The organism is Methanomethylovorans hollandica DSM 15978 (assembly GCF_000328665.1).
GTDB lineage: Archaea > Halobacteriota > Methanosarcinia > Methanosarcinales > Methanosarcinaceae > Methanomethylovorans > Methanomethylovorans hollandica.
Genome location: NC_019977.1, coordinates 110,166 through 127,383, shown reverse-complemented (window position 1 = coordinate 127,383; position 17,218 = coordinate 110,166). Strand labels below are relative to the sequence as shown.

Annotated in this window: 19 protein-coding genes and 2 tRNA genes; 14 read left to right on the top strand and 7 right to left on the bottom strand. The window is 40.3% G+C overall.

Annotated elements, in window-relative coordinates; translation table 11 throughout:
• From METHO_RS00605 to METHO_RS00565, 9 genes are all read left to right on the top strand, one after another.
• Entirely contained in the window at nucleotides 1–612 is a 612-nt protein-coding gene (locus tag METHO_RS00605; RefSeq protein ID WP_156810983.1) for a DUF7288 family protein, read from the top strand.
• Nucleotides 600–1,490: a hypothetical protein gene (locus METHO_RS00600; RefSeq protein ID WP_015323577.1), complete on the top strand. Its 891-nt coding sequence runs from the start codon at nucleotides 600–602 to the stop codon at nucleotides 1,488–1,490. The genes METHO_RS00605 and METHO_RS00600 overlap by 13 nt, the downstream gene beginning before the upstream one ends.
• A complete protein-coding gene (locus METHO_RS00595; protein WP_015323576.1) occupies nucleotides 1,490–1,963 on the top strand; it encodes a DUF7266 family protein in 474 nt (157 codons plus the stop codon). The genes METHO_RS00600 and METHO_RS00595 overlap by 1 nt, the downstream gene beginning before the upstream one ends.
• 18 nt (nucleotides 1,964–1,981) lie before the next feature.
• The gene (locus tag METHO_RS00590) at nucleotides 1,982–2,758 is read left to right on the top strand and encodes a DUF7289 family protein (protein ID WP_015323575.1); all 777 of its coding nucleotides are present in this window, start codon (nucleotides 1,982–1,984) and stop codon (nucleotides 2,756–2,758) included.
• 17 nt (nucleotides 2,759–2,775) lie between these two features.
• Nucleotides 2,776–4,233 (top strand): DUF7289 family protein, encoded by a 1,458-nt coding sequence (locus METHO_RS00585; RefSeq protein WP_015323574.1) that lies wholly within the window; start codon nucleotides 2,776–2,778, stop codon nucleotides 4,231–4,233.
• Nucleotides 4,234–4,316: 83 nt separating this feature from the next.
• On the top strand, nucleotides 4,317–4,748 hold the full coding sequence (locus tag METHO_RS00580) for a peptidylprolyl isomerase (protein WP_015323573.1): 432 nt from the start codon (nucleotides 4,317–4,319) through the stop codon (nucleotides 4,746–4,748).
• A gap of 184 nt (nucleotides 4,749–4,932) precedes the next feature.
• Complete coding sequence (locus METHO_RS00575; RefSeq protein ID WP_015323572.1) at nucleotides 4,933–5,607, top strand: winged helix-turn-helix domain-containing protein/riboflavin kinase; 675 nt, start codon at nucleotides 4,933–4,935, stop codon at nucleotides 5,605–5,607.
• A gap of 1 nt (nucleotide 5,608) precedes the next feature.
• Nucleotides 5,609–6,349: a 3,4-dihydroxy-2-butanone-4-phosphate synthase gene (gene ribB, locus METHO_RS00570; protein ID WP_015323571.1), complete on the top strand. Its 741-nt coding sequence runs from the start codon at nucleotides 5,609–5,611 to the stop codon at nucleotides 6,347–6,349.
• 48 nt (nucleotides 6,350–6,397) lie between these two features.
• Nucleotides 6,398–6,472, top strand: a tRNA-Pro gene (locus METHO_RS00565).
• A 569-nt stretch (nucleotides 6,473–7,041) separates the two neighbouring features.
• Here METHO_RS00565 and METHO_RS00560 read toward each other — a convergent pair.
• On the bottom strand, nucleotides 7,042–7,449 hold the full coding sequence (locus tag METHO_RS00560) for a fasciclin domain-containing protein (protein ID WP_015323570.1): 408 nt from the start codon (nucleotides 7,447–7,449) through the stop codon (nucleotides 7,042–7,044).
• A 99-nt stretch (nucleotides 7,450–7,548) separates the two neighbouring features.
• Here METHO_RS00560 and METHO_RS00555 point away from each other — a divergent pair, with 99 nt between their 5' ends.
• From METHO_RS00555 to METHO_RS00545, 3 genes are read left to right on the top strand one after another with little or no spacing between them, the layout of a single operon-like run.
• Entirely contained in the window at nucleotides 7,549–8,466 is a 918-nt protein-coding gene (locus METHO_RS00555) for an ABC transporter ATP-binding protein (RefSeq protein WP_015323569.1), read from the top strand.
• A 2-nt stretch (nucleotides 8,467–8,468) separates the two neighbouring features.
• Nucleotides 8,469–9,260: an ABC transporter permease gene (locus METHO_RS00550; protein ID WP_015323568.1), complete on the top strand. Its 792-nt coding sequence runs from the start codon at nucleotides 8,469–8,471 to the stop codon at nucleotides 9,258–9,260.
• A 52-nt stretch (nucleotides 9,261–9,312) separates the two neighbouring features.
• Nucleotides 9,313–10,221, top strand: coding sequence for a hypothetical protein (locus tag METHO_RS00545; protein ID WP_156810982.1), 909 nt, complete (start codon nucleotides 9,313–9,315; stop codon nucleotides 10,219–10,221).
• 19 nt (nucleotides 10,222–10,240) lie between these two features.
• On the opposite strand, the gene METHO_RS00540 is transcribed toward METHO_RS00545, so the two are convergent.
• From METHO_RS00540 to METHO_RS00530, 3 genes are all read right to left on the bottom strand, one after another.
• On the bottom strand, nucleotides 10,241–10,981 hold the full coding sequence (locus METHO_RS00540) for an MBL fold metallo-hydrolase (protein WP_015323566.1): 741 nt from the start codon (nucleotides 10,979–10,981) through the stop codon (nucleotides 10,241–10,243).
• Between the two features lie 5 nt (nucleotides 10,982–10,986).
• Complete coding sequence (locus tag METHO_RS00535; protein WP_015323565.1) at nucleotides 10,987–12,264, bottom strand: ATP-binding protein; 1,278 nt, start codon at nucleotides 12,262–12,264, stop codon at nucleotides 10,987–10,989.
• Between the two features lie 120 nt (nucleotides 12,265–12,384).
• Nucleotides 12,385–12,876 (bottom strand): DUF5817 domain-containing protein, encoded by a 492-nt coding sequence (locus tag METHO_RS00530; RefSeq protein ID WP_015323564.1) that lies wholly within the window; start codon nucleotides 12,874–12,876, stop codon nucleotides 12,385–12,387.
• Between the two features lie 54 nt (nucleotides 12,877–12,930).
• Here METHO_RS00530 and rimI point away from each other — a divergent pair, with 54 nt between their 5' ends.
• Nucleotides 12,931–13,356, top strand: a complete 426-nt coding sequence (gene rimI, locus METHO_RS00525; protein WP_015323563.1) for a ribosomal protein S18-alanine N-acetyltransferase — start codon at nucleotides 12,931–12,933, stop codon at nucleotides 13,354–13,356.
• Here the strand turns inward: rimI and METHO_RS00520 are convergent, their stop codons facing one another.
• Together METHO_RS00520 and METHO_RS00515 are read right to left on the bottom strand one after the other, a co-directional pair.
• Nucleotides 13,357–14,004 carry an undecaprenyl diphosphate synthase family protein gene (locus METHO_RS00520; protein ID WP_245546302.1) on the bottom strand — a complete coding sequence of 216 codons (648 nt, stop codon included), beginning with the start codon at nucleotides 14,002–14,004 and terminating at the stop codon, nucleotides 13,357–13,359.
• A gap of 59 nt (nucleotides 14,005–14,063) precedes the next feature.
• Entirely contained in the window at nucleotides 14,064–15,245 is a 1,182-nt protein-coding gene (locus tag METHO_RS00515) for a redox-regulated ATPase YchF (RefSeq protein WP_015323561.1), read from the bottom strand.
• A 121-nt stretch (nucleotides 15,246–15,366) separates the two neighbouring features.
• On the opposite strand from METHO_RS00515, the gene METHO_RS00510 reads away from it, so the two are divergent.
• A tRNA-Arg gene (locus METHO_RS00510) sits at nucleotides 15,367–15,438 on the top strand.
• 370 nt (nucleotides 15,439–15,808) lie between these two features.
• Here the strand turns inward: METHO_RS00510 and METHO_RS00505 are convergent.
• Complete coding sequence (locus tag METHO_RS00505) at nucleotides 15,809–17,044, bottom strand: class I tRNA ligase family protein (protein ID WP_015323560.1); 1,236 nt, start codon at nucleotides 17,042–17,044, stop codon at nucleotides 15,809–15,811.
• Nucleotides 17,045–17,218: the final 174 nt, after the last annotated feature.

Below are 17,218 nucleotides of genomic sequence, written 5' to 3'. Positions count from 1 at the left end.
ATGGTTAGAAAAAACAGTAACTATGATCTTAATAAAGATGCATTTGGCCAGATGCATACACTGGAAGCACTCATATCCCTTGTCTTAATTATAGGCGTAATCATTTTTTCTTTTCAGGCAACCTCAATTATCCCACTTACATCATCAACTGCAAATACCCATATTGAATCACAATTGCAGATAATAGGACAGGATATACTCACATCTCTCGATTACTCACCATATGGGCAAAACTCAGAGCTCAAAAAGGACATCGTGAACTGGGATGGAGCTTACTACAATTGGAACTCTGATAAATACATTTCAAGTGCACATAAAGAACTGACAAATAGTTCTATTGCTGAAATACTTTATTTTATTGTGATCCCTCGGGGTATAGCTCATAACGTGGAGATGGAATGGACAAACAATGATGGTACAATAACCACACTGCCTTACATCTACAACGGAGACCCTTCTGACAATGCTGTTATAATCTCAAAAAGAGTTTTGTTATCGGACCAGGATATAGGATCAACAGCATTTGCATATAGCACCGGCCTCTGGGATGCTGACCCTACTACTGATTTCTATAACCTTGTGAATGTGAGGCTCACTTTATGGCGCATGTAAGGAAAATAGCTTGCAACAGTATGGAAAAGTTCAATGATTCCGGCCAAATGATATTGATATCCTCTTTTGTGATATGTATTAGTTTTCTTGTCCTTAGTATCATGCTTAGCAATATCATCTTCGCAAGCAATAGTGCATCTGAATCCGGTATTGAAACAAATGTGTTCGATTTTTCCAATATATTGAAGACAACTGTGGAAGCATACCAAAAAGCATATGCTGGTGCAGGGGGAGGACAAAACTTTGATAAAGACACATTTGATGCTTATATATTAAATTACTCTTCAATGATGGTAAAGAGCTATGCACCTACAGGCACAATATTTTCTATTCATAATGGTGCTTTTGAGGAACCATATTTCAGTCATAACGGTCTGAAGGATGGAAATAATGAATGGACCATTGTCAGATGGGTTAACAGCACTGATACGTTCCTTATGTCGCTTAACGCCTCAAAACTGGGAAATGAACCCGATGGATTTGCGGTTAAAGCTATTGATCAATCCGATAATACATTATGGTCAGCAAAATTATTCAACTCTGATGGCCAGATAAAGGTTACTGTCGAAAACAGTACACAGATCATTGATTCAAAGATCATTTCAACTGATGAACTGAACATTACATCTGACAAAATCGGTAACACTTCTTTCGATTTCCATTTTAACAGCCAGACATCTGGAAAAAGATACATGATTAAATTTATAAATGGGTGCAATGCAGCTGGCACTTTTCTTATTTCAGGAGATCTGATCTCGGGAGAAGCCTTCGAAATCGAGAGACTTAAGGTCATGAACTGCACCTTGGTAATGAATAAAAGAGGAAATGTGAAAACGAATGCGACAATTCCAATAATACTACCAGGGGATCAGATATAATGCAGGGATTTATTCATGATGAAAGGGCAGTATCGATGTCTGTCGGATTCATATTGACCTTCACTATAACAGTTATCTGCATGAGCGTTCTGATAGGTTCTATTTTCACAATGCTTGACAGAGCAAGAGAAACTGCCATGAGAGATGAATTTGAGATACATGGAAATGAGATAGCATTACAGATAGCAAACATGGATACAGCGGTCCAGATAATGCAAACATCGGGAGGAAAAATTAGAAGCATCGATTATAAGTTAATTATGCCTGATAAAATTGCAGACAAACAATATTCCGTAAAAATATCAAACCAAACATCGGAGATCATATTTGAATCCGAAGGCAGGCATGAGACAAGAGTTAAGGTACCCTATGTTGCATTGAATACCAATGTTGCCTCTGGAATAGTGTATAGCAATTCAGATAATTTCAGGCTGTACTATGATCAAGATTCGAATATGATACGCATAGATTGAGTAAGGAAGGCTTAGAAAATGAAAGGAAGCTTTAGAAGATCCGATGATGCAGTATCTGAAATGGTGGATTTTGGCATTGTTTTAAGTCTCATAATTCTTGCAATGGCAATCGTCATTGTAGGTGCTGTTCCCCTTCTTGAGCACATGCAGGAAACACAGCATACCAAGAATATCAGGCAAGGTTTTGAGATACTTGCATTGAATATTAATAAGGTTGTATTGGATATGGCTCCTTCTCAATCTGTTGAACTAAAGATGCAGGGGGGTTCTCTATCTGTAACCGGAGACAGCAGCATTGAATTAATTGTTAAGGAATGGAATTATTCAGCAACACCTCCTTCTTTCGAGCCACGGTATTTTGAGAAGCAAATGAGGACAATAGAGTACTCATCAGGTGGTACATTGATATCTTATGAAAATGCTGGAGTCTGGGCAAAATACCACGGAGAAAATGCTGTAATGGTGTCCCAGCCAGGTTTTATCTTTGAGAACAATGTGCTTATAATACCCATTATAACTCTGTTTGGGACAACTTCAGCATCCGGAAAAGGAATTGAGCGCGTTACTGCAGATGGTGGAAAAAAAACGATCCATAATTATGAGAATGTTTCCCAGGTTAACTTGACACTGACCAGCGACTTCTACAAAGCATGGGAAAGGTACCTGCACGAAACCATGCACATGCAGATAGCAAGAGTTGATACTTCCAACAACACTGTATATGCATACAGGAATTATCAAGAAAATATAGATTTATTCATAATCGATTCACCCATGGATGTAAGAATTGACTAAGGAAAAGGAAGGGGAACATGAAAAATGATGTGTTAGAAGATGGAATAGCTGTTTCATCGGTTATTGATGTTGCAATATTGCTTACCATCACTCTAGCGTCCATAGGAATAATGCTCCTGTACATGACTCCTGCAATTACCGATATGCAGGATATGGCAAAGTCCCAGAAGATGGAACAGGCATTTACCGTATTCGACTCGAGGACCAGTAAGACAGCTCTGGGAGAATCACCTACGCAGAATACGAAATTTTCCATGATGGGGGGCAATTTGAAGGTTTTGGGAGATGTTGGATCTTATAAAGAGAGCAGGATCATGATCATAAGCTTGTCTGAGAACTCCTCCTGGCATGATAGTTTCTATCAACGCCGTGGAGTGTGGAATGCATGGGAAAGCTACCAACATGAACCTGATTTTACAGGTTTTATGACACCAATGGGAAAAGTGCAGTACAATTCCGGAGATAGATCAATCGCCTACGAGGGAGGAGGTGTCTGGTCCAAGTATCCTGGGGGAGGAACTACAATGGTTTCACCTCCTGAGTTCCATTATAACGGTGAGACACTTAACCTTCCGATAATGAAGATCAATGGAAATACCACCCTTTCCGGGAGAACGGACGCTAACATAAACATAAGATCATCGAACATTCCAGCTATCCTTTACCCCAATACCAGCATAAATAGCAATTTTGTCAATCCGCTTAGTTGCGATAAATTGATCATATACATCAACAGTGAGTTTTATGAAGTATGGGCAGAGTATGCTCAAACGCTCACATCTACCACCGTGATGTTGGATCATAGGAACCAGACAGCTGTAATAGAACTAGATACAAAGCCGCAGATGGGTACATTTCAATTGGTGCGTTCTTCGTTCAAAGTAGGAAAACTGAACCAATCTAATCCTGAACCTATCTACGATTTAGAATTCTTCCTGGAAAACACTGGAAATGATGCTGCAGATTTCAATCCGGCAGGTATGACCTTTACTGCGACGTCAGGTACAAAGACCTTCTGGTACGAGCTAAAAAAGAAAGATAAGCTTTTCATAACTGTGACTTACAAAGATGCATCTGTGGACAAGGAAGAAATATGGACAGGTATAGATGAAATTAGAGTTAACACAAGTGCAAATAATAATAAGAAGGCAAACACTACCGTTGATCTTGTAAGTGGCGCCTACAGATTGAAATATGACACAAAAGACACCGAGTTTTCATGGGATGAGATCAGCTCTACCACTGTGACCCCAAATCTCACAATTTCAAAAGGAGAGATCCAGTCTGTCAACGACGTGACGCAGCATTATATGAAACTCATGGCAATGAACGGACCTTTTGTGTTCTATCTGGGAGGACAGTATAAGCATGTAGATCTTAGTAAATCCGCCCTTACACTGAACTATGATGCCGGAAGCGGTATACTTACTTATTTGCACATTACGCACAACGAACTAAATACAACGGTTGGTTAGAGATAGAATTTGCTGGAAAGGTGGGTATAGAGAAACCCTTAAATCGATCCCATCCTTTAACCAGATGAAATAAGGTGGGAATAATGAAGAAAGCTATCATTGAGACCGAGAAAGGTAATATCGTACTGGAACTGTTCGAAAAGGATGCCCCTAAAACTGTGGCAAACTTTGAAAAGCTCATAAAACAGGGGTTCTATGACGGATTGACATTCCACAGGGTTATCCCTAACTTCGTCATCCAGGGAGGATGCCCAAAAGGAGATGGCACAGGTGGCCCCGGTTACACTATCAAATGCGAGACAAAAGGCAATCCCCGCAAACATGGCAAAGGAGCTATTTCAATGGCACATGCCGGTAAGGACACAGGTGGCAGCCAGTTCTTTATCACTCACTCGCCCCAGCCTCACCTTGATGGAGTTCATACAGTATTTGGTCAGGTAATTGAGGGCATGGACGTAGTCAATAAAATAAAACCAAAAGATGTGATGAAAAAGGTCACTATTTCTGAAGAATAAGATAGGGTTTAATCCCTATCCTCTATTTTTGTAGCCTGAAGATGTTATTCTAAAGATCATTATTTGCTAGATATATACTCATATTTCCTTTAAAAGGATGATAAGAATCTTGCACATCAAAACCTTTATGTAGTCTTCTTCTCAAATATGAGCTCCATCTCGAATATGAGATGGGGGTTATATTATGTATGTTGCAGAACCTTTAAAGAAATTGGCACTTCTTGGTGCTACTAAAAATCTTATAAAGATATCTTCAGCTGAGTTCGCACAATACACTACCACCAGTTCCAAAACGGCAGCAAGGTTGCTCAAAAAGCTCGAAGATGATAGATATATTGAACGCCGACTTGTCCCTGGAGGACAGAAGATCATACTCACGTGCAATGGAATAGAACTGTTGCGGAAGGAATATGACGAATATCAGCGTATCTTCTGTGGTGATGGCGAAGATATCGAGCTATATGGACAGGTGGTAGCAGGCCTGGGAGAGGGACAGTACTACATCTCACAAAATAGCTACATGTTGCAATTTTCTGAAAAACTGGGTTTCCAACCGTTTCCCGGAACTCTGAATATAAAACTCAATGAGAATAGTGTTTCAATTCTCCAGCGAATGGATTGCATACAACCTGTCTGCATACAGGGTTTCAATGACGCAGAGCGTACCTTTGGTGCAGGGAAATGTTATCCTATCAAAATAGATGGGGTGAAGAGCGCTATCATTGTCCCGGAAAGAACACATTATCCAACTAATCTGCTGGAGATAATAGCTCCCGTAAACCTTCGGGAGAAGCTTCATTTGAAAGATGGGGACGAAGTGAAAATAGTAGTAGAGAAAAAAGACAAACGTGAGGGATAAAATGACAGTTATGACAGGCAGGCAAGGATACAGCAAGAACATACTAAAGGCTGTAGATGCCATAAGGCAGGGTAAGATGTTCCTACTTTTTGATGCAGAGGGCAGGGAAGCCGAAACGGACCTCACTATTCTTGCACAGGCTATTAAGCCTGAAGATGTGAAGCTGATGCGTAAAGACGGAGGCGGCCTGATATGTGTGGCCTTAGATCCCGTAGCTTGTGAAGAAATGGGCTTGCCTTTTATGGCAGATGTAATCCGTTCTGCAAATGAGTATAGCACTACTCTTGGAACTACCGTGGAAAAGGGAGGAGACCTTCGATATGATTCACGTTCTTCGTTCTCTATCTGGGTAAACCACAGAGATACTCGCACGGGTATCCCGGATAATGATAGAGCGATCACCATAAAAAAATTAGGAGATATGGTAGAGCAAGTACTTGCAGGCAATAAAGTGAACTTTGGTTCTGAGTTCCGTACCCCTGGTCATGTGGCAACCCTTCGCGCAGCAAAAGGACTGATAGATGAAAGACTTGGCCAGACCGAACTCTCCATTGCACTTGCCAGGATAGCCAATGTCACACCATCCATGGTGGTGTGCGAGATGCTGGACGATAACACAGGCAGAGCTTTGTCTAAAGAGGATGCTATAGCCTACGCAGAGGAACATGGAATGGTCTTTGTCGAAGGTTCTGAGGTCATAGAGGCATACAATATCTGGACCACAAACATACAGATATCATAGGAAAAAGAGATATACTACAATGTACATTAGGATATGTTCGTCCCTGATGGGGCCGTAGGGTAGCCTGGACCATCCTACTAGACTGGGGGTCTAGTGACTGGAGTTCAAATCTCCACGGCCCCATTAATCATATTTTAATTATTCTGCTAAATACATAGCTGTTAATAGGTTGTACCCTGGGTAGATATTTTATTGAGTCCCGAGTGGAACAATATCCATGCGCCTCCCATATATGAGGCATATAAATATTGATACCTGGAAAAGCTAATTATTACTAAGTTGAGAATTCCGCGATGCTTTTTACTTTTTGTGAAAATGTTATTTTGTCACTGATTTTTACATACTTTGTAATACTGCCTTGATTTCTCAAGTAAACTTCTAATAAAAATATGCCCCACCAAGCGTATAGGCGCATAACATAGTTAGTGCTGCTTACCGGATTGGCTGCAACTGCTAGTGAGTGATGAAAAACTTATCCTACAGCGCACTTTGAGTAATGTAGGAGATGTAGCTGATTAGTAGAGGCTATGCCACGATGGATACGTAGAGATACTAAATCCATACCCACTTATTGGATAGTATGAAGTGTTCTTTGAAGAGAACTATGTGTATACAAAGAAGTTATTCTGATTAAGGAATTTGATGTAAAAATGTATACATAGGATCTGAAAAGCATATTCAGTTCATCCTCTTTATGGAACCAGGATATCACTTATAGCATGGATGACACCATTACTGCATTCAATATCTGGCTCTATTATATTGGCGGTATCGACCACAATAGTACCATTATGTTTTATTCTCAGTTCTTTACCACTTATAGTTTTGAGGAAATCAATGTTCTGAAGATCCTGCAACACATATTTGCCTTCAACTATATGATAATTTATGATCCCCATCAAATAGGGAATATCAGCAAATGCCTCCTCTATGACCTCTTCAGGTATCACCTCAAAGGCCGACTCCACTGGTGCGAACACAGTAAAAGGACCTGTATTGCTGTATTTATCAATTAGACCCAGTATCTCTGCGGCTTTAAGGAGGGTCTGAAAAGACCTTTTTTCTTGTGCTGTCCGTATTATGTTCTGTAGTTGTGCCATATAAGCTCCTATAATAAGGAGGAAAGCTTCTGTCATAAACTTTGCGTAATTGATCACCCATCGAAAAGCATAAGAACACATCCCCCGCCATATAACAAGATGGTGACCATAAATACTATAATCCAGGCAGAGGGTCTCTTCAAAAGATACAGTAAACTCACAGCCGTTGATGGAGTAAGTTTTCAGGTGAAAGAGGGGGAAATGTTCGGATTTTTAGGTCCCAATGGTGCAGGAAAGACTACCACTATGAAAATGATCCAGTGTGTTTCACCCAAAACATCTGGCAAGCTTGAAGTTTTTGGTATGGACGTATCTGCCCATCAACGAGAGATAAAAAAATACATGGGAATCGTACCCCAGGAGAACAATCTGGACCCTGATTTTACTGTGTATGAAAACCTCAGGAATTACTCCCGATACTTTGATATTCCTCCAATAGAAGCAGATAAACGTATTGAAGAGCTCCTGGATTTCGTGCAGCTTCGTGACAAAAAGAACTCGATGCCAGAATCCCTGTCAGGGGGCATGAAACGCCGTCTTGTGCTTGCCAGGGCACTCTTGAACAAACCTAGCTTGATAATACTTGATGAACCTACTGTGGGGCTTGATCCTCAGGCGAGGCATCTAATATGGGATAAACTACGCTTTCTGAAAAAAAGTGGGGTCACCATTGTGCTTACAACCCATTATCTGGATGAAGCAGAAAAATTATGTGACAGGCTTGTTGTAATGGACTATGGGAAAATAATCGTAGAAGGCGAGCCTGGCCAGATAATAAATGATCACATAGGCAGTGGTGTGGTGGAAGTTAACAACCATTCGGAAATTGTAGAGTGCCTGCAAAAAAGTGATTCCAGCTATGAAGTTATGGGAGATATCATAGTGATATATACAAATGACCCAACACATATCACAGACCAGCTCAGTAAGGAATGCTCTTTGGATAAAATGACCACACGAAAGGCAACCCTTGAAGATGTGTTCCTTAAACTCACAGGCAGAAAACTGAGGGAGTGAACATGTCCTATATGCAATATTTCCAAATTCCCGAACTGAACAGAAGGCTATTAAAGGTCTGGTTAAGGAACAAGGATGTTTTCATGAAGAACGTTAAACTTAATTTTCTGCCACCTTTCTTAGAACCCATACTATACCTGCTGGCAATGGGACTCGGACTTGGGACATTTGTGGATGAGATAAATGGTATGTCCTATGCACAATTTATAGCCCCAGCCCTCATAGCAGTTTCTGTCATGTATGCGTCTTTCTTTGAGTGCACCTATGGTTCTTATGTGAGAATGTATTACCAAAAGACATTCGATGCTATCATAGCTACTCCCCTCATTATAGAGGATGTCATCGCAGGTGAGTTGTTGTGGGGAGCCACACGCAGTACGATAAATGCCTTTGTAATGGTACCTGTGATCGCAGCCTTTGGTCTGATCGATCTAAAATATGCACTTTTAATTATTCCTTTTGCATTCCTAGGAGGATTGCTGTTTGCCTGCATAGCCATGTGTTTTACCGCAATGACGCCGAACATCATGGCTCTGAATTATCCTGCACTGCTATTCATTACACCTATGTTCCTGTTTAGCGGAACATTTTTCCCCCTGGAAGTACTGCCTGAGCCAATCCAATACCTTGCTTTGGCCTTCTTACCACTCACACATATAGTAAGGGTCATAAGGACACTTGCCTATGGTTCTTTAGAATTATCTCTGCTGTCAGACGTGGTATGGATATTGCTGGCATCTATACTTTTTTTTATACTTTCCATGAATCTCATGAAGAAAAAACTCATAGTTTGATAACTAACTGAAAGCGATATATTGAATTAATAATATGATCTTTGATAGAACAATGAATAGATATATTCTGCTGATTGCCTGTTTCCTGGCAGTAGTTTCTCTGTCCGGATGCATAGACGAATTAGTGCCTTTGGAAAATGATCCGAATACACCTGATCCTTCGATCTATGAATTTGATGTGTTTCTCAATGGAAGCCAGCTCAACGATAGTTTTGCAAGGACCAGTACTTTTTACCTGTCTGCAAATTCCAGTGCAAAAGTTGTGAACATAATTGACAACGAATCTGTATTGGACATTATACCCCTGGAAGATCTCACGAAAAGAGATGCAGAGATACTGTCAAACATAGTAGTCATAGCAGACTATGCAAATAATACTAACTCCTCTGTCAGCCTTTTTAAGAATTATGCAAAGGAACAAAAAGTATCATCCCTTAATTACACAATTTCTGAAGAGGTGATAAAAGGACAAAAACATATCTATCTGAATTTCAGTGAGCCCATCAGAGGTTATGTAGCATATACAATGACCATTCCATCAGGCCGGAATTTTCTGCATGTTGCTCAGACACCATCAGTAGTGCGTTTTGTACTGCCTGAAGGCTATACAACAGGTAATTCCTTTATAGGCAGAGCAAGACCTGATGCAGACCAGATATATTTTGACGACAGAGGAAGAATGAATATTGTATGGTATAATATGGGTACGGAGAAAAGTTCCTTGGCAAATATGTTCGAAACCGTATTCAAGACGGAAATCCAAGCACCATCCAATACATTAAAGGTCATAGGAGTAAAATTTTATGCGAAATCGGCACCTAAGGGCCTTCTTATTGCCGGAACTATTTTGAGTACACTGGCCATAATAACCATTGTAAATTATCTCAAAAACAGAAGAAGATTAAGAGAACTACGGGAGCAGATCGAAGCTGGAGCAAATGGAAAAAAGCGAAGGACGTGATTTATATCCTTGTAGCTGGCTATACGTTTATTTCCATTCCATCGAACCCCAGAGGCAATTCTTTAGAGGCTATTTCATGTGGTGCAAAATAGTGGCTCAGATGAGTAAAAACAACTCTTTTTGCACCAATTGACCTGGCCAGGTCCAAAGCCTCTTCCGAATTCATGTGCTTTTTCACTTCCACAGTAGGTGGCACTATTGCATCGGCTATGAGAAGGTCCGGGTTCTCTATAAGCTCAAGGCTTCTGCCAGATATATTGCGCTGTGTGTCCCCAGTAATAACTACTTTTTTGTTACCTTCTTTGATCATTACTCCAACGGGTCTTTTAGCGGGAGGATGCACCACTTCAAAAAGTGTGAATTCCAGACCTATAAGCAAAAAAGGACTGTACATCTTTACCTCATGGTGCCTGGGGTGCATATAATGCAGATATTCCAGAATGTAATTCAGGGTTTCTTTTATTCCATAGACATCAACGTTGTACTGCACCCTGTGGAATTCAGCAAAACCTGCAAAATGATCATAATGTGTATGTGTCCAGATCACACCATCGACATGGTGTACACCATTAACAAGTAGCTGAGAACGTAGGTCAGGACCTGTATCCACAAGCACCTTTCCGTTTTGCGACTCTACGAGTATAGAAAACCTTGTTCTCTTGCTGCGCCCACCGTTTTGAGCATCAATGCAGGTCGGGCATGTGCATCCTATTACAGGAGTGCCGGGAGCATCACCTGTTCCCAGAAGAGTGATCTTCATGTGTATTAGACCTGATCGGAATATTCGTCTGTTTTTATAACGGCCCTTTCATTAAAAGCATCGACAGCATTGAGCATATCTTGCTGGGTTAGTTCAGTCCTTTCCTCGACAAGGGCAGTGAGTACGCTTTCTCTTATGACCATCCTCAGATCAGATCCGCTGTATCCTTCAGTGAGAGCTGCTATTTCAAAGTTGTCAAATTCACCTGGTATAGGTTTGGTGATGATATCAAGGATGTGTTTTCTCATTTCCTCGTCTGGCAGCGGGAAATTCATGATCTCATCAAATCTTCTCCAGGCTGCAGAATCTAGCATTCTTGGGTGGTTCGTAGCTGCCATAAGCAACACTCCATCCCTTGTGAGGCTTATATCATCTATGGCCTTGAGTAAAGTATTTACAGCTCTCTTCAAAGCTGCATGCTCATCAGATGTTCTTGTCTTGGCTACAAAATCAAATTCATCTATAAAAAGGATGCAAGGATTCAACCTTTTTGCAAGGGCGAACACTCTGTCTATGTTCTTTGCTGTTTCTCCGAGATACTGATCAGTGATCATAGAGAGCTTGACCTCAACAAAGGGTATTGCAAGGCGTTCTGACATTGCCCTTGCAACACTGGTCTTGCCAGTACCCGGTGGGCCCACCATGAGGATCTTTCCTATATCATAAAGACCTATTTTATTGAGGTAATCCCTATATTGAATGGCCTTTACTATCTTCTCCACCTCTGCCTCCTGTTCTTTTGAGAGGACAAGGTCTCTCAAAGGCTGAACAATATCCTCAGGAGCCTTGATCTGGACAAGTTTAAGCATATCATCGCCCCCTTCCTCAGCAGCAATGGCATTTATCAGAGACTCTATCCACTCTCTGTCAACTTCCTTTGGCCCTATCTTGCTGCGGGCGTCAGCATAATTTGCACCCTCTAATTTCTTCTTCTCGTAGTAGTATGCCAGACATGGGTTATGTGCTATTTTTTCAAGTGCCCCTTCCCTTTTCTCGAACCATTCTGCAGCTACCTCAAAAGCCGTGAGACGAATGCGAAAATCGCGTTCATTGAAATCTATGAAAGGCAGTGATCTTACCTCTCCCTTGAACTCCTTTACCTCAAAAAGCTTCTCGACATCCGAACTTGATACTAATATCGGCCTCGGGACTGTCCTTTTTTCCCGGCTCCAGTAATTCTTCCGTATATTTTTTGGAAGATCATTTATTTCCAATTCAGAATATTTATTGAATATATGAGTGGTAAGCAAAAGCTCAATTATATCAAGGGTTATATCTGCCATGTTCTAACCAATCAAAAGTGTTCTGTATATTTCAGAAGTGCATTATTAAAGCAGCATATATAGGTACTCTTTTTAAATAAGCTTTTGTATAATTAAGAATGTGCTGCAAGAGATGTAAAATCATACTTTTTTAACCTTTCCGCTTTCAGGAGAATACAGATCTCCGGTTTCCAATAACCTTGTAATCACCTTCACAATCAGATCTTTTTCTATGCCAAGTACTGAACATTTCTCTTCAAGTTCATCTAGACTTATTTCAGCCTGATCGGAAATATTGTCAAGGATGATCTTAACAGGATCTTTGCTACGGACATTTCTGCCATCATCCGGCATGTATGAATATACATTGCCATTAATAGTATTTTTCTGAGATATCTGGCAGTTAAGAACTGCTGCATGTATCGAATTAACAGGAACGTTTGCCTCTAACTTTGCCTGCATTAAAGTCCGGTTTTTGACAACTTCATTACGATTCTCAGAAGTGCTGATCAATTGCAGCTTCCTCACCTCCAGTCGTGCACCACATCTCTGACATTGCACAGTCCTGGAAGTACCCACTGTTATGATCTGTGCGTGCATCCTGCATTTATTACATACTATTACCCCATACATAGTAACCACTTCTGATACCAATTATAAATACTGTACTGTTCATAAAGACTGAAGATGTATATTATACGTGAAGCTCAGGAGAAGGATATATTAGAAATAGTTGCTATAGAAGATCTGTCATTTCCTGTACCCTGGCCAGATTTTCTTTTCAGGTCTAATCTGGAAAATCCTGGTTTTATTGTATACGAAGACAAAAAGAAGATAATCGGGTATGCCATATTAGGCACATTCAAGAGCAACGCTCATCTGCTCAGTATTGCAGTACATCCCACACAAAGAAAACACGGAATCGGTTCATTATTATTGCAGAAGTGCATAAGCATTGCCCGATATTATGGATATAAGAGCATGACCCTAGAGGTAAGAGAAAAGAATTTAGATGGACAGAGATTCTACCAGGCAAATGGCTTCAAAGAAAAAGAGAGTGTTGAAGGTTATTATCTTGATGACAACGCTGTGAGAATGCAGCGCAAAATATGATCACTTCCCATACCTTCTCTGTCTTTTCCTGAAATCCCGAAGAATCCTTAGCAGATCTATTTTCCTGAAACCACTCCAGTTAACATCCGTGAAGAAAAGTTCGGAGTAGACAGACTGCCATATCATGAAATCTGACAGATGCTTACCTCCTGCCCTTATAACAAGGTCAGGTTCATGTTTCAACATTAGATGAGATTCTATGGCCTTTTCATCAATTTGTTCCGGAGAGATCTTCTTCATTTTCACATCTTCAAGTATGGTTCGTACAGCCTTTGTGATCTCACTGCGGCCACCAAAATCAATCGCCATGTACACCATGAGATTCATACCGCTTCTGGTTTTAACAGATTCGCCTGCAGCGTTATATATCTCAAAGCCGATTTCTTTAGGAAGCTGCTCCATCAGCAAACTAAGAGGTTCCAACAAACTCACCATCATTGCTGACCGAAGGTTTTCTTCGGTGTCCAGCACATCCACATATATGCTGATAACTTTGATGTGCAACTCCAGACACCATAGAATATATATCCCTAACTTGTCCATTCCATTCTCATAAAGTAGATCACTTTCTGATATTACCAGAGTGAGGTTTCCAGGAACAGAATCGGGATTCAAGGAAAGATCTCTTAATATATACTTTTCGTACACTGAATTTAGTATGCTCCTATATTTCATATGCTCAGCTTTTGTATTATTTTCTTTTGTTGTTATTTTGCTGTTGATACGATCTTTACCACTGAGCCATTTTCAAGTTCGTGTTTTTCCCCCAGCCTCATCTTTGTTTTTGCATCCACTGCATACAGAAAACCTTCGCCTATATCAGAATGTACCTTAAATGCAAGCTGATGGGCATTGGACCCTCTTTTCATAAGAAATGCATCTGGTAGCATCCTTCCTTGTTTATCTGTCCATTTCCCCTCATCTTCCACTGGATACACAACTATAAGATCAAGCAGTTCGAAAACCGCTTTGTTAATGCATTCCTGAATACCTGTATTGTGCATTTTATGCAGAAAGCTGCGAATGCTATCTAGAGCTTTCTGCTGGGCAGGGCTCAAGTCCTGGGTGATTATGGAGAAATCACTTTCACCAAGATCATACTTGATAGCTCCGGTCTTTGAAGCAGACCTAAGGGCAAGTTCGGCAGCCGCGCTTGTAGACACAACAAATCTTCCCGCCTCCTTTAATTTTTCTAAGTTCTGAACTGGTGCAATATCAGCTTTATTGGCTGCAATGATCATTGGCTTGCTGATCATCCTTATCTTATCACACAGATCGATAATTTCTTCATCGGTCCATTTGCTAATGTTATGATCAAGTTTTGTCATAAGAAGAGATTCAATTACCTGTGGCTCCTCGACCCCTGCACCAGCTAGTTGTTCTGCTAACACTCTTTCGATCTTCAGGTTCTCTCCCTGGACCTTGCGGGATACCTTTTGCCAATTACGTTTGAGTATACCTACCATCCACATTGTGATCTCATGGTTGAGGAACTCCACATCTTCAACAGGATCATGACATCCAATATCGATAGGGTTTCCTTCTATATCTGTGCAGCCTGCTGCATCTATTACATGTATGATTGCCTGAGCCTGCCTGAGATCATCCAGAAAAGTATTTCCAAGACCTTTGCCCATATGAGCGCCGGGTACAAGGCCAGCAACATCTATGAGTTCAATGGGTACATAGCGCACTCCTTCAACACAGTTACCGCATCTGTGATCTCGCTCCATGCACGGACATCTTACCCTCACATAAGTGACTCCCTTGTTGGGATGAATGGTGGTAAAAGGGTAATTTGCTATTTCCACATCTGCAAGAGTGGAAGCTTTGAAAAAAGTGGATTTCCCTGAGTTGGGTTTTCCTGCAAGTCCTATGGTCATCGACATAATCTATTGAATTCACTTGCCAGGATTTAACTTTTTTTAAATACAACAGACTATTACTTCACTTTCACAATATCCACCAACAAACTTTTATTTGAATAGTACATTAGACATCAAACCAGTTGTCCCGATAGGGTAGTGGATATCCTTGAGGCCTGCGGAGCCTTAGACTCGAGTTCAAGTCTCGGTCGGGACGTAAAAATACTGATGTGTTGTATATTCACTTCGCTTTATATATTAAGATGCGAAGTGAAATTTAACACACCGATTAAAAGAATCCTGTATTCGATTATTTTAATGAATTCTGGTTCCTTCCTTACAGGTCCATATATCTTTGAAATAAATATCGCTTTGTGCATTCGATGCAGTACATTTCTAGCGATAAACCGATGGTTAGAGTATTTATCGAGATCATTCAACATATACACATATTATACAGTATATCTGAAAAAATGGGTTTAATGTTCAGTACATTTTGTTAAGAGTTAAGTACATTTTCATGTTTATGCATTTTTGGGAAGTCACCCACGAAGAAAGAACTTGATACAGCCCGGGTCTATACAATATCACAACACTTTTAGTACTGTATTGATCTGTGCAAGAGAAAACATGATATCTTCAATATTTCTTTTTCCTATCTTTCCTTGATCCTGCATATAACCAAGTTTTACGATTGCACCTTCCAGACTGTCAAAAGCCGAAAGCACATCAAGATCATTATCCATGTGGCTGTTAAATATAGGAATCATTTCTTTTATTATTTCTGAGGCTGTGTTGTTTTCCAGGTTTTTAAGTGGCGATGTCTTCTTCAGTTTGTCTATGATCACTAGAAGATCCCTTAAACGCTGAGCCTTTTGTTCCATAGACTTTGAGGTAAAGTTCAAACGCTCCCTATAATGACCATATATAAGGAAAAAACGTATCTCTTTTCCGGAATAGCCATTTGTAAGCAAGTTTTCCGGATAAATGACATTACCCCTGCTCTTGGACATTTTCTTTCCTTCAACTAATAAATGGGCACCGTGCAACCAGTAACTGGAAAGTTTTTTTCCAGTAACGGATTCCATTACCGCTATATTGTAATCGTGATGCCTTACAATATTATCTTCACCGCCACACCAGATATCAACTGTGGGACCGAGTGTATCACATAGCATTGCAGGGTCCTGGATGTTCCACGAAGGTCTGCCCCTTCCCAAAGGTGACTCCCAGGATAAACCCTCTTCAGTGCGATGCCCATGCCAGAGAATAAAATCACCTATGTTCCAGTTATTACCCGGATAGGTGTCTCTGTGAAAACGCCTTATCTTTGCAGGCCAGTCAGAACTTTTAAGATGGCTCAGTTTTCCAAAATCTTTGACGGAACGTATATCAAAATAAACGTTCCCTTTATGCCAATAAGCGTGTCCATTCTGCAGTAACCTTTCGATTATTTTTACAGCCATCTCCACTGAAGTAGAAGATCTGGGATTGTATGTGGGTTTTTTAATCTCAAGATCAGCAATATCCATAAAGAATTTGGCAGCACAACTGTTAGTAAGAGTGAAAATACCTGTAAGGTTCTTCTTTGCCTCAATTATAGTCTTATCCTCGATATCTGTGAAATTGAGAGTCCTTTCCACATTATACCCGGAGAATTCCAGATAGCGTAAAAGAATGTCTTCAAAAAGAAATGTACGGTAATTCCCCAGATGTGCTGGCTGGTAGATAGATGGACCACATGTGAACATCTTTACTTTTCCATTCTCATGTGGTATAAATACTTCAAGAACCTGCGTCATGCTATTGTACAATCTGAGCAAAGATGATCACCTATGTATTTATTTTATCACATGAAATTATACATGAAATTATAAAGAATTATGTGAGATCTGAGCAACAATAATTTATTACTGGGATCACAGACCCATATCTTGTTTTTGACATATGACAGACATACAAGATATATTAAAGTTATATTAAAGTGTGGATCTGGT

Bases quoted from the DNA above. Each gene is read 5' to 3' on its own strand.
- METHO_RS00605 (WP_156810983.1), top strand. From the start codon at position 1: ATGGTTAGAAAAAACAGTAACTATGATCTTAATAAAGATGCATTTGGC.
- METHO_RS00600 (WP_015323577.1), top strand. From the start codon at position 600: ATGGCGCATGTAAGGAAAATAGCTTGCAACAGTATGGAAAAGTTCAAT.
- METHO_RS00595 (WP_015323576.1), top strand. From the start codon at position 1,490: ATGCAGGGATTTATTCATGATGAAAGGGCAGTATCGATGTCTGTCGGA.
- METHO_RS00590 (WP_015323575.1), top strand. From the start codon at position 1,982: ATGAAAGGAAGCTTTAGAAGATCCGATGATGCAGTATCTGAAATGGTG.
- METHO_RS00585 (WP_015323574.1), top strand. From the start codon at position 2,776: ATGAAAAATGATGTGTTAGAAGATGGAATAGCTGTTTCATCGGTTATT.
- METHO_RS00580 (WP_015323573.1), top strand. From the start codon at position 4,317: ATGAAGAAAGCTATCATTGAGACCGAGAAAGGTAATATCGTACTGGAA.
- METHO_RS00575 (WP_015323572.1), top strand. From the start codon at position 4,933: ATGTATGTTGCAGAACCTTTAAAGAAATTGGCACTTCTTGGTGCTACT.
- ribB (WP_015323571.1), top strand. From the start codon at position 5,609: ATGACAGTTATGACAGGCAGGCAAGGATACAGCAAGAACATACTAAAG.
- METHO_RS00560 (WP_015323570.1), bottom strand. From the start codon at position 7,449: ATGGCACAACTACAGAACATAATACGGACAGCACAAGAAAAAAGGTCT.
- METHO_RS00555 (WP_015323569.1), top strand. From the start codon at position 7,549: ATGGTGACCATAAATACTATAATCCAGGCAGAGGGTCTCTTCAAAAGA.
- METHO_RS00550 (WP_015323568.1), top strand. From the start codon at position 8,469: ATGTCCTATATGCAATATTTCCAAATTCCCGAACTGAACAGAAGGCTA.
- METHO_RS00545 (WP_156810982.1), top strand. From the start codon at position 9,313: ATGAATAGATATATTCTGCTGATTGCCTGTTTCCTGGCAGTAGTTTCT.
- METHO_RS00540 (WP_015323566.1), bottom strand. From the start codon at position 10,981: ATGAAGATCACTCTTCTGGGAACAGGTGATGCTCCCGGCACTCCTGTA.
- METHO_RS00535 (WP_015323565.1), bottom strand. From the start codon at position 12,264: ATGGCAGATATAACCCTTGATATAATTGAGCTTTTGCTTACCACTCAT.
- METHO_RS00530 (WP_015323564.1), bottom strand. From the start codon at position 12,876: ATGTATGGGGTAATAGTATGTAATAAATGCAGGATGCACGCACAGATC.
- rimI (WP_015323563.1), top strand. From the start codon at position 12,931: ATGTATATTATACGTGAAGCTCAGGAGAAGGATATATTAGAAATAGTT.
- METHO_RS00515 (WP_015323561.1), bottom strand. From the start codon at position 15,245: ATGTCGATGACCATAGGACTTGCAGGAAAACCCAACTCAGGGAAATCC.